Raw genomic sequence first — 11,008 nt, 5'->3', positions numbered from 1 at the left:
CGCCCCGCCCGCCGAACCGCCCGCGGCCGCCGAACCGCCCGCGGCCCCGGCGCGTCCCCTCTCGGCGGTCCCCGCCATCGGCAGCCGGTACGTCGTCCAGCCCGGCGACACCATCACGGAGATCGCCTTCACCGCGTACGGCGACGCCCGCCGCCACCAGGAACTGGCCCTGCACAACAAGGACGTCCCCGGATTCAAGGCCGCCCGGCTGGCGACCGGCATGGAGATCGACATCCCCGAGCCGGACTACCTGCCGATGCCCCGCGGCCTCGGCGGACTGCGCGGCGGTGTCGGCAAGACCTTCAGCATCCGGCCGGTGCGCACACCGGCCGACGGAACCCGCACCGCGGGCAGCACCGAGGAAGGGCGGCAGCAATGACCACGCAAGCCGGCGCACCCGAGGCCGCGGAGGCCGAGGACCACGTCCTGCGCACCATCCGGAAGGTGATCTCCGAGATCGCCCGCATCGAACCGGAGGAGCTGCAGCTCGACAGCCCGGTGTCGGGCCTGCGCAACGTCGACTCGATCATCCTGCTGGAGATCGTCGTGCGGACCGAGGTCGAGCTCGACATCGAGATCGACGAGCAGGACCTCTTCGACATCAGCACCGTCCGGGACTTCCTCGGCTTCTGCCGCAACGCGACCGCCTCGAAGGACTGAATCCAGCCGACCGGAGTGTTTCCATGGCCCGCAAGTACAAGCTGCTCCTCATCTCCCCCACGGCCTCCTTCTTCGGGAGGAACGAGAACCATCAGAAGTTCAAGCGGCAGTCCCGCGAGTTCCAGTTCTTCGACTACACGTGGACCGGGTTCGCCACCGGTCTGCTGATCGTGGGGGCGCTGACCCCGCCCTCGTACGACGTCCGCTACATCGACGAGAACATCGAGCCGGTCGACTTCGACGCGGACGCCGACCTGGTGGCCCTCACCGGCATGACCGCCCAGGCCGACCGGATGTACGAGATAGCCGCCCAGTTCCGGGCCCGCGGCATCCCGGTCGTCGCCGGCGGCCTGCACGCCAACCTGCTGCCGCACGAGGTCATGAGCCACGTCGACGCGGTGTGCGTCGGCGAGGCCGAGGCGGTCTGGCCGGAGCTGCTGCACGACTTCGAGCAGCGGCAGCTCAAGCCCATGTACCGGCAGACGAAGCGCACCGACATGGCGCAGGCGCCGGCGCCGCGCTACGAGCTGGCGCACGACCGCTACTACCCCAGCATCTGGGTGGAGACCTCCCGCGGCTGCCCGCACAGCTGCCGGTTCTGCGCCGCGACGATCCGCTACCGCGACAAGCTCGGCTACAAGTCGATCGACCAGGTGATCAAGGAGGTCGAGGCGGTACGGGAGCGCTGGGACAGCCCGTACGTCCTCTTCTCCGACGACAACTTCGTCGTGGACCGCAACCGCACCAAGGAGCTGCTCCAGCGCCTCAAGCCGCTCGGCATCAAGTGGAGCGGCCAGTCCGACGTGTCCTTCTACAAGGACCCGGAGATCCTCGACCTCATGCACGAGAGCGGCTGCATGACGATGCTCATCGGCTTCGAGAGCGTCTCCGAGGACACGCTGAACGGCATCGACAAGCGCAACTGGAAGTTCCGGGCGCTCAACAAGTACGTCGAGGCGACGAAGACCATCCAGGACCACGGGATCGGCGTCTACGGCGCCTTCGCGCTCGGCCTGGACACCGACACGAAGGACTCCTTCGAGCAGACCTCGCGCTTCATCAAGGAGAACTTCCTGGCGGGCGTCCAGATCTCCTGCGTGACGCCCTTCCCGGGTACGCCGCTGCGTGACGACATGGAGGGCGAGGGGCGGGTCCTGCCGGACAAGCCCTGGTCGTACTACACCGTCTTCGACGCCGTGTTCCAGCCGAAGAACATGACGCCCGCGGAGCTGGAGGCGGGCACGCTGAAGGTCTACGAGGAGTTCTACAACCGGGAGTTCTCGCTCGCCAAGACGCGCCACTTCAAGTCGATCTACCGCGGTCTGGTCCGCAAGAAGATCGAGCGGGAGTCGGCGCTGGCCACCACCGGCCGGAGGATGGTGTGAGGGCGCTCGTCATCGGTCCCGGCGGCATCGGCGGCGAGGTCGTGCGGGCCCTGACCGGGGCGGGCCACGAGGTGGTCGTCGGCCGGCGCGGCGATCCGGACACGGTGGACGCGGCGGAGGGGCTCGGCGTCAAGAGCTTCCCCGTCGACGTGGGCGATCCGGAGTCCTGCAAGCGGTTCGTCTCGGCGGTCTGGAAGGACGCCGGCCCTTTCTCCGCCGTCGTGAACTGCTTCGGCGAGATGGCGGAGGGGCCGCTGCTGCGGTCCGGGCCCGAGGACCTGGAGCGGCTGTTCGCGGCGAACGTGCAGGGCGTCGCGAACGTCTGCCGTGCGGTGTCCTTCCGCCTGATGAAGGGCGGCGGCGGAACCATCGTCAACGTGGGTTCGGCCGTCTCCCGGGCCGGCGTGCCCGGCCTGACCGCGTACGCCGCGTCCAAGGGCGCGCTGGTGAGCTTCGGCCGCAGCCTGGCGGCGGAGCTCGCCCGCTACCGGATCACCTGCAACACCGTCCTGCCGGGGTTCATCGACAGCGGCCCCACGGCGCGGCGCACGGACGCCTGGAAGGACGCGGTCGCGCGGCACGTCCCGCTCGGCCGGCTCGGCACTCCCGCGGACGTGGCCGCCGTGGTCACCGCCCTGGTCTCGCCGTCGATGGGGTACGTCACCGGCCAGGAGTTCGTGGTCGACGGCGGCTGGACGCTGGGTTCCGCCGTGCTCGCCGACGACCTGATGGGGCTGGACCGTGGCTGAGCAGGCGAAGCCGCCCACGACCGGGGCGACGACGGCCGGGCCTGTGGCGGCCGGGCCACCACCAGCCGGACCGCCGGTCGTCGAACGGCCCGGCGCGAAGCGGACGCTGTGCACCTTCTGCGGGGTCGTGGACCAGGTCACCATCGAGCCCGACGGCAAGGTGCGGGCGACCGGCAGCCTCGGGGTGTGCGTCAAGGGAGCCCACTACTTCCAGAAGCACCTCGGCTCGGACCCCACCCACGTGGCCCGGTTCACCAGCCCGCTGCTGCGCACCCCGTACGGCTGGGAGCAGATCTCCTGGGACTACGCGATCGACATGGTGGCCGACACCCTCCTCGCCGACCGGCAGGAGTTCGGCCGCGACTCCCTCGCCTGCTACGGCGTGGGGCAGATGACGCTCGAATCGCTCTGGGTGGCCAAGAAGTTCTTCCAGGGCCACCTGGGGACGAACAACATCTGCTCCAACGCCGAGCAGTGCCTGGCCAACAACGCCGGCGGGCACGAGCTGGTCTTCGGCAACGAGGGGCCGTTCGCGGCCTACGACGACTACCGCAGCGCCGACGCGATCTTCTTCTACGGCCACAACCCGGCGATCAACCACCCCACGGTCTTCCAGCGCTACGTGCGCCGCAACCGCGGCGCCGTCAAGGTCGTCATCGATCCGCGCCGTACGGCGACGGTCGACAAGCTCCAGGCCGACAACCCGGACAACATCCACCTGCCCGTCCGCAGCGGCAGCGACGTCCTGCTCAACTTGCTCTTCGCCCGCCACCTGCTCGACGCGGGCGCCCTGGACAAGGAGTACCTGGGGCGGGCCGTCGACCCGGACGGCCTGGAGGAGTTCCTCCGCTTCGTCGCGCAGGGGCCCTTCTCCGTGGACGAGGTCATCCCGCGCATCACGCCCGACGGCATGCCCCACGAGGAGATGCGCTCGCGCGTGCTGCGCGCCTGCCGCCTGTGGGAGAGCGACCGGGTGGTGACGACCAGCTCGGTCGGCATCAACCAGACGGTCGGCAGCAGCGGGGTCGCCTCCATCCTCAACCTGCACCTGCTGACGGGCCAGCTGGGCGCGCCGGGCCGCGGTCACGTGCGGCTCGCCGGCCAGTCCAACGCCTCCGCCGAGCTCGCCATGGGGTATTCGGGCCGGCTCCTGCCGTTCCGCATGCGCCTGTCGGAACCGGCGCACCGGGCGAAGATGGCGGAGCTGTGGGGGCTGCCGGCGTGGCAGATCAGCCCGGACCAGGGCCTGCCCGTCGCCTCGTTCGCCACGTCCGAACGGCTGCGCACCCTCTTCGTCTTCGGGACGAACCCGGCGCGCAACTTCCCGAACCTCGCGCAGTGGCGCGAACGCATGATGGACCTGTGCGTGATCTACGTCGATTCGTACTACAACCCCGAGATGCTGGAGTACGCGGACATCGTGCTGCCGTGCCGCACCAAGCACGAGACCTCGGGGATCTTCCTCAACGGCGAGCGGCGCCTCCAGTACATGGAGAGCATCGAGGAGCCGCCGTTCGAGGCCTGGAGCGACGTGCGGATCGTGTCCGCCGTGGCGCGCCGGATCGCCGAGCGGCTGGAGGGGTCCGAGCCCCCGCGGGCCGAAGAGCTCTCCCCGGAGGAGATCGAGGAGTTGGTGGCGCGGGGCAGCGGCGATCTGACCTCCCGCGGGCTCGACGAGGGCTTCGACTACCCCGTGGACGAGTACGGGGAGGTGCTGAGCGAGGCGGTGTGGGACGAGATCCAGACGGCGTCGCGCGGCTTCTACAACGAGTTCGCGGACGGCGCGGGCCGGCCGATCACCCTCGCGGACATCCGCCGGGGCGAGGGCGTCCAGTGGGGCGGCGAGCGGCGCTACGTACGGTCGGACCCGGACGGGGAGGTGTCCTTCCCCGGCGTCTTCGCGGCCGAACGGCATCCCGCCCGCCTGCACGTGCCCCCGCCCGAGCGCCTGGTCCCCTTCTCCGAGCGCAACAGCCGTGCCTTCGTGCTGATCACCGGCCGCGGCGGGATGGGGCCGAAGTCCTACCGGCGCGACGTGGCGATGTTCAACTCGGCCACGGCGACCGGGGAGGCGCTGTGGCCGGAGCAGAACAGCGTCTACGTCAATCCGGTGGACGCGGAGCGGCTGGGGATCGCCAAGGGCGCCCAGGTACGGCTGACCAACGACATCGGCTCGCTGGTGTGCCCCGCGGAGCCGAGCGAGGACGTGCCGGCGGGCCACCTCTACCTGAGTTTCCACCCGGACCGGGCGGGTACCCACCCCAACGTCCTGACGAGCTCCGAGGAGTGTGATCCGCACACGTGGCAGCCGCTGCTGAAGGACACACAGGTCGACCTCGCCCCCGTACCGCGGCCGTGACGGCCACCGCGGCCCGGGCCCGGGCGGGCGCCGGCACGCTCGCCTACCCGCTGCGGCTCTACCGCCGGTTCCGCACTCCGGTCGCGGCCGCCGACTTCGAGCGGCCGCCGGACCACGGGCTGCGGCCGGAGTCCTTCGAGGTGGAGACCTCGGACCGGGTGGCGATCAGGGGCTGGGCCTTCACGCCCGCGGCGCCCTGGGGGGTGGTGATCCTCACGCACGCCCGCAGCGCCAGCAAGTCCCGGGTGCTGCGCCAGGCCCGGCTGCTGTACGGCCACGGCCTCGCGGTGGTGACCTTCGACTTCCGCGGCTGCGGGGAGAGCGGCGCCTCGCACCGGCCCGGCGGGAACAGCCTCCGGGCGCCGCTGCGCGATCTGGAGGCCGTCGCCCGGTACACGCGGCGGCGGTACGGTGACGACCCGCTGCTGGCCTCCCGCACGGCCCTGATGGGGTGCTCCTTCGGCGGGAACATGGCCATCGCGCACGCCGGCACGGCGGGCCGCCACTATCCGGCGGTCATCCTCGACTCCACGCCGCTGGTGCGCTGGCAGGACATGCTGCGCGAGCTGCTGCGCACGGAGCGCCGTGCCAGCCGCTCGCCCCGGCTGCGCGCGGCGGTGGACCGGGCCGTCATCCGGGCGGTGGTCCTGCGCACCGGCGCCGAGGCCCTGTACCGGCAGGCCGTGCGCTCCGCGCGCGGCCTGCGGCACACGAAGCTGATGTACATCGTGGGCGAGCGGGACACCTTCTTCGACGTCGACGAGGGCTGCCGCTTCCTGGACCTGTACTACGCCGGCCCCCGGGAGATCTGGCGGGTCCGGCGCGGCCGCCATCTCACCAACCACCTTGTGGACGAAGGCGCGTACGGGGAACGCGTCGTCGCCTTCCTTCGTTCGGCCTTCCCGGAAGCCGAACCGTCCGAGAGCCGCGCCACCACGACCTCGCAGGAGCCGTCATGCCAGCCTCCCAGCCCTCCGGCCACGTGACCGCGACGGACCCGGCCGCCGCCGCGCCGGGCGAATCGGTCACCACACAGAGCCGGATCCCGCTCGAAGTGCCCGATCTCGACGCCGGGTTCAGGATCAAGGTGCGCTCCCTGGTCGGCTGGTTCGCGCCCCTGATGTACGAGGGGATCAGCCGGTCGGTCGACGTGGGCGCGATGCGCGGCCGCGGGATGGCCTCCGTGGTCAGTCACCTCGACTTCCGGCGCGGCGGGGCCCCGGCGGCCGTGGCCGCGCCGCTGCACACGGCGGTCGAGACGCGGCACGCCGAACTCTCCGGCGAGGGGCTCGGCCGGCCGACCAGCAGGCTGGGCTTCGACATCCGGTACGCCTTCTCCACCCCCCTGGGGACGGGGGACCCGCGCCGCTACCGCGAGCAGCTCTCCGAAGAGCCCCGCCCGTGCGGGGAGGGACGGGTCGTCCTCACCCTGGTCCGCCCCTTCGGGCCGGTGGCCGAGCGACTCGTACGGGAGCCCCAGCCGGAGCTGGCGCACCTGCGCCTGCACGTGCTCAAGGAGCCGCACCCCACGGTCGAGTCACTGAGCGAGACGGGGCCGGGGTTCGCCGAGGCCGTGGCCGAGCCGGTCGAGGTCCGGGGCACGTACGGGCTGCAGCACACGGACGTGAACCAGTTCGTCTTCACCGGCGAGTACACGGCGGCCATGGAGGACATGGCGACGCGGCTGGTGGCCGAGGCGGGCATGTCCGCGGCCGGGCACAGCGTGGACCGGGTCGCGGCCGTCTTCAAGGCGCCCTTCGCCGCGGGCGATCCCTACGCGGTACGGGGCCGGCTGCTGCGCGACGGGGACCGCACGGTGGCGCTGGTGGGCATCCACTCGATCGGCCCGAACGGGCCGCGGCTGCGCCCGGCCGTCTTCGGCCGGGTGGAAGGGACCTGCTGAGCCCGACCGGCTCGGGGCAGGCCCCGTACGGCAGGCCCCGCGGGCAGGCCGGGCACGAACGACACAAGCACAGCACTCTGCACAGGAGGATCCATGGCAAGGCCCGACACGACGGTCAACATCGACGAGAAGCTCTCGAAGATCAGCGCGCACTGGGAACCGAAGACGATCCTGGAGGCGAACGGCCTCGAACTGAAGGCCGTGAAGGTCAAGGGCGAGTTCGTGTGGCACAACCATCCCGAGGGCGACGAGCTGTTCATCGTCGTCAGCGGTGATCTGGTCATCGAGCTCAAGGACCGCGACAGCGTACGGCTCGGGTCCGGCGACATGTTCGTCGTCCCGCGCGGCCTGGACCACCGGCCGGTCGCCGAGGAGGAGTGCCGGATCCTGATCATGGACGCGGCCGGGGTGGTCAACACCGGGACCGCCGAGGGCGCCGCCCAGACCGCTCGGGAGGAGTGGATCTGACGGACGGCGCCGCGCGGCTCCGGCGACCGGGTGGGCCCGCGGCCCGCCCGGTCAGAGCCGGTTCAGCTCCCACAGGCGCCACACGCCCGTGCCGTCCGAGAGGTGCTGGGCGCCGGTGACGGCCTCGCGGGACATGACGTAGTCCTTCTTCTGCCAGATCGGCAGCATCGGGACCTGCTGGGCGACCAGCTTCTGGAGGTCGCGGAAGTCGTTGGCGGCGGCGCCCCGGTCCGAGAAGGACTGGGTGCGGGTGATCAGCTCGTCGACGGTCTTGTCGGAGAAGCCGTTGTTCATCGAGGAGTCGGCGCCGACCAGCGGGGCGAGGAAGTTGTCCGCGTCCGGGAAGTCGGCGATCCAGCCGATGGTGTAGGCGTCGTACTCGCCCGCGGCGTAGCCCTTCTGGAAGTCCGCCCACTCCTGGACCGGCTTGACGGTCAGGTGGAACAGCCCGGTGGACTCCAGCTGCTTCTTGATCTCCTCGGCCTCGGCCACGTTCGAGCCGCGCACGTTGACCCCGAGGGTGATGGCGACGGGGTTGGTGATGCCGGCGTCCTTGAGGAGCTTCTTCGCGGTGAGGCCGTTCGGCGAGGGCCACGCGTCGAAGAACGGCGTGTTGTGCGCGGCGATGCCCGCCGGGACGAGCGAGTAGAGCGGGGTGACCGTGCCCTTGTAGATGTCCGCGGCCACCTTGGCCCGGTCCAGGACGGCGGCGACGGCCTGGCGGACGGCGGGCTGCGCCACCGGGGAGCCGGCTCGGACGTTGAAGACCATGCTGCGGGTCTCGGTGCCGCCCGAGGCCTGGTAGCGGGTGTCCTCCAGGCCCGGGTTGAGGGCGGCGAGGACGGCCGGGGGCATGTCGCGGTGGGCGACCTCGATCGCGTGGTCCTTCCAGCCCTGCTCCAGCTCCGCGGAGTCCTTGAAGTACCGGACCGTGACGGGGGACTTGGAGATCTTGGCCTGGCCCTTGTACGCGGTGTTCGGCTTGAGCTCGGCGCTCGTGCCGGGCGTGTAGCCGTCCAGGGTGAAGGGTCCGGATCCGTCGACCTTGTCGCCCTCGCGCAGGGCCTTGGCCGGGTACTTGTCCTTGTCCACGATCGAGGCGGCGCCCGTCGCGATCTTGAACGGGAAGGTGGCGTCCCCGGCGGAGAGGTTGAAGATGACGGTGTTGCCCTCGGCCTTGACCGACGCCAGGGTGTTGAACAGCGGCGCCGGACCCTGGTCGGAGTTGATCGCCTTGATCCGGTCGAAGGAGTACTTCACGTCCTCGGCGGTGATCGCGCGGCCGTTGGAGAACATGACGTCCGGGCGCAGCTCGCACTGGTACGTGGTGAGCTTGTCCCCGACGAACTTGCAGGAGGAGGCGGCGTCGGGCACCGGGGTGTCCGAGCCCGTCCGGATGGTCAGCAGGGACTGGTAGACGTTGCTGAACAGCGCCCACGAACCCGCGTCGTACGCCCCGGCGGGGTCGAGCGAGGAGACCACGTCGCTCGTGCCGACGCGGATCGCCTTGCCGCCGCCGTCGTCCTGCGGCAACAGCTGCCAGGTGGCGACTCCGGCGACGCCGAGGACCAGCCCGGCCGCGATGACTTTCGAGCGGACAGACCGCAACATCCTTGACTCCACCCCACGTGCTGCGCGCGCGTACACCGCCGCGCGCAACCAGCTATCCGATTATCGGTCAAGCCAATCACGGAATTTCAGCCTCGGGAAGGCCGATTCTCGGCGTTTCCTGGCCGGTTAATGCGGGTCACGCCTGATATGAGGCGAGTTCGACCACTGTGATGTCGGACGGCGCACCGACCCGGACGGGCGGCCCCCAGGCGCCGGCGCCCCGCGAGACGTACAGCTGCGTGTCGCCGTAGCGCTCCAGCCCGGCGACGGTGGGGTTGGCGAGCTCGGCGACGTAGTTGCCGGGCCAGAGCTGGCCGCCGTGGGTGTGGCCGGACAGCTGGAGGTCGACCCCGTGCCGGACGGCGTCGCCGATGACCACCGGCTGGTGGGCGAGGAGCACGGCCGTACGGGTGCGGTCGCGGTCGCCGAGGGCCGCCCCGAAGTCCGGACCGTGGCCCTCGCTCTCGCCCGCGACGTCGTTGACCCCGGCGAGGTCGAAGTACGGGAGCGCGCGCCGGGCGTTCTCCAGGGGCGTGAGGCCCAGCTCGCGCACGTGGTCGACCCACTGGGCGGCGCCGGAGAAGTACTCGTGGTTGCCGGTGACGAAGTACGAGCCGTGCCGCGCGCGCAGTCCGCGCAGCGGCTCGGCGGCGCGCCCGAGGTCGTGGACGCTGCCGTCGACGAGGTCACCGACGACGGCGATCAGGTCGGGCTGCGTGCGGTTGATGGTCTCGACGATGCGTGTGGGCGCGGCCGAGGATCGGGCCGAGGTGGACGTCGCTGACGACGGCGATGCGCAAGCCGTGGGCCGCGCGGGGCAGCTTCGCCAGGGGCACCTGGACCCGCTTGACGCGGGGTCCGCGCAGGACCCCGTAGGTGCCGTAGCCGACGGTCCCGACCGCGACGGCGCCGGCCGCGCCGGCCACGGTCCGCGCGAAGCGGCGGCGGCTGACCCCGACCGGGGCGGGGGCCGACGGCCCGGCGGGGACGGTGAGGGTGAGCTGCGGGGTCGCGCCCCGCACCGGCGGCGCGGCTCCGGCTTCTGCTCCGGCTCCGGCTCCGGCTTCTGCTCCGGCTCCGGAACCTGCCCCGGTTTCGGCTCCGACAGCGGCTCGGGCAGGCTCGGCAGCCGGATCCTCCGATGCCTCCGGGGCGCCCGGGGCCGCCGGGGTGCGGCCGTTCGACCGGCGGAGCCACACCGCGCGGACGGGCTCGGCCACGAGCATCGCCAGGCTCAGGTACAGCAGGACGGCCAGCCACAGGAAGCCCGGCCAGGCGACCGTGCGCTCCAGCCAGAAGGGGGCTCCGGCCCGGCCCGCGACCAGCGCGGCCACGGCGAGCAGCGGGAGGGCGAAGGCCACCGCCGTGCCCGCGCGGCGGGCCCGGCCTTCCGGGGCGGTGGTGTCGCGGACCAGGCGGATCCACAGCCAGCGGTGCACCAGGACCAGGAGGGTCAGTACGGCGAGGGCCACGACGGCGAACAGGGCGATGGTCACGCGCCCCGCTCCCCACGTGATGCGCGCCGCAGGGCCAGGACCCCGCGCAACCCGATCACTCCTACGGCCGTCCCCAGGAGAAAGGACGCCACCGCCAGGAGAAGGTGGACCCAGAAGTATCCGGTCGGGTCCCCGGCGCCGTCGAAGGCCAGACCGCTGCCGTCCTTCCACAGGTTCCGGACGAAAGACACCCAGATGAACCAGCTCCACACTCCGAAGGCGAGCAGGAACCAGGAGGCGGCGCGGCTGAGTCTCATGAGCTCAGTATCCGTTTGGTCCCCGGGAAGGACGCGCCGGGGTGGGCCGTCCCGGCAGTGGTTGCGGCGGGTTGGCCGGTCCGTGCCGATAGTCGGACCATCGGGATGTACTTTCACCTG

At 71.4% G+C, this 11,008-nt stretch carries 10 protein-coding genes and 1 pseudogene; 8 read left to right on the top strand and 3 right to left on the bottom strand.

Annotation, left to right across the window (positions count from 1 at the left end):
* From J7E97_RS27255 to J7E97_RS27220, 8 genes are all read left to right on the top strand, one after another.
* A partial coding sequence (locus tag J7E97_RS27255) for a hypothetical protein (protein WP_374224248.1) occupies positions 1-379 on the top strand: 379 nt, incomplete at its 5' end.
* Positions 376-660 carry an acyl carrier protein gene (locus J7E97_RS27250; RefSeq protein ID WP_215032481.1) on the top strand — a complete coding sequence of 95 codons (285 nt, stop codon included), beginning with the start codon at positions 376-378 and terminating at the stop codon, positions 658-660. The genes J7E97_RS27255 and J7E97_RS27250, both read left to right, overlap by 4 nt.
* 23 nt (positions 661-683) lie before the next feature.
* Positions 684-2,045: a B12-binding domain-containing radical SAM protein gene (locus J7E97_RS27245; protein ID WP_215032479.1), complete on the top strand. Its 1,362-nt coding sequence runs from the start codon at positions 684-686 to the stop codon at positions 2,043-2,045.
* The gene (locus J7E97_RS27240; RefSeq protein ID WP_215032477.1) at positions 2,042-2,794 is read left to right on the top strand and encodes an SDR family NAD(P)-dependent oxidoreductase; all 753 of its coding nucleotides are present in this window, start codon (positions 2,042-2,044) and stop codon (positions 2,792-2,794) included. The genes J7E97_RS27245 and J7E97_RS27240 overlap by 4 nt, the downstream gene beginning before the upstream one ends.
* Positions 2,787-5,153: a molybdopterin oxidoreductase family protein gene (locus J7E97_RS27235; protein ID WP_215032474.1), complete on the top strand. Its 2,367-nt coding sequence runs from the start codon at positions 2,787-2,789 to the stop codon at positions 5,151-5,153. Before J7E97_RS27240 ends, J7E97_RS27235 begins: the two co-directional genes overlap by 8 nt.
* Entirely contained in the window at positions 5,150-6,139 is a 990-nt protein-coding gene (locus tag J7E97_RS27230; RefSeq protein ID WP_215032471.1) for an alpha/beta hydrolase, read from the top strand. The genes J7E97_RS27235 and J7E97_RS27230 overlap by 4 nt, the downstream gene beginning before the upstream one ends.
* Entirely contained in the window at positions 6,109-7,056 is a 948-nt protein-coding gene (locus J7E97_RS27225; protein WP_215032468.1) for a hypothetical protein, read from the top strand. Before J7E97_RS27230 ends, J7E97_RS27225 begins: the two co-directional genes overlap by 31 nt.
* A 93-nt stretch (positions 7,057-7,149) precedes the next feature.
* Positions 7,150-7,524, top strand: a complete 375-nt coding sequence (locus tag J7E97_RS27220) for a cupin domain-containing protein (RefSeq protein WP_215032465.1) — start codon at positions 7,150-7,152, stop codon at positions 7,522-7,524.
* Positions 7,525-7,575: 51 nt separating this feature from the next.
* On the opposite strand, the gene J7E97_RS27215 is transcribed toward J7E97_RS27220, so the two are convergent.
* The 3 genes and pseudogenes from J7E97_RS27215 to J7E97_RS27205 form a co-directional block, all read right to left on the bottom strand.
* Positions 7,576-9,132, bottom strand: coding sequence for an ABC transporter substrate-binding protein (locus J7E97_RS27215; protein ID WP_215032486.1), 1,557 nt, complete (start codon positions 9,130-9,132; stop codon positions 7,576-7,578).
* Between the two features lie 139 nt (positions 9,133-9,271).
* Positions 9,272-10,631 (bottom strand): annotated as a pseudogene (locus J7E97_RS27210) (metallophosphoesterase).
* Complete coding sequence (locus J7E97_RS27205) at positions 10,628-10,888, bottom strand: SCO4848 family membrane protein (RefSeq protein ID WP_215032462.1); 261 nt, start codon at positions 10,886-10,888, stop codon at positions 10,628-10,630. The pseudogene J7E97_RS27210 and the gene J7E97_RS27205 overlap by 4 nt, the downstream one beginning before the upstream one ends.
* Positions 10,889-11,008 lie beyond the last annotated feature (120 nt).

Source organism: Streptomyces sp. ISL-66, from assembly GCF_018614135.1.
Lineage (GTDB): Bacteria > Actinomycetota > Actinomycetes > Streptomycetales > Streptomycetaceae > Streptomyces.
Note: the sequence above shows the minus strand (reverse complement) of the source record. Positions and strands in the feature narration are given on the sequence as shown.

Bases quoted from the DNA above. Each gene is read 5' to 3' on its own strand.
- J7E97_RS27225 (WP_215032468.1), top strand. From the start codon at position 6,109: ATGCCAGCCTCCCAGCCCTCCGGCCACGTGACCGCGACGGACCCGGCC.
- J7E97_RS27205 (WP_215032462.1), bottom strand. From the start codon at position 10,888: ATGAGACTCAGCCGCGCCGCCTCCTGGTTCCTGCTCGCCTTCGGAGTG.
- J7E97_RS27245 (WP_215032479.1), top strand. From the start codon at position 684: ATGGCCCGCAAGTACAAGCTGCTCCTCATCTCCCCCACGGCCTCCTTC.
- J7E97_RS27220 (WP_215032465.1), top strand. From the start codon at position 7,150: ATGGCAAGGCCCGACACGACGGTCAACATCGACGAGAAGCTCTCGAAG.
- J7E97_RS27250 (WP_215032481.1), top strand. From the start codon at position 376: ATGACCACGCAAGCCGGCGCACCCGAGGCCGCGGAGGCCGAGGACCAC.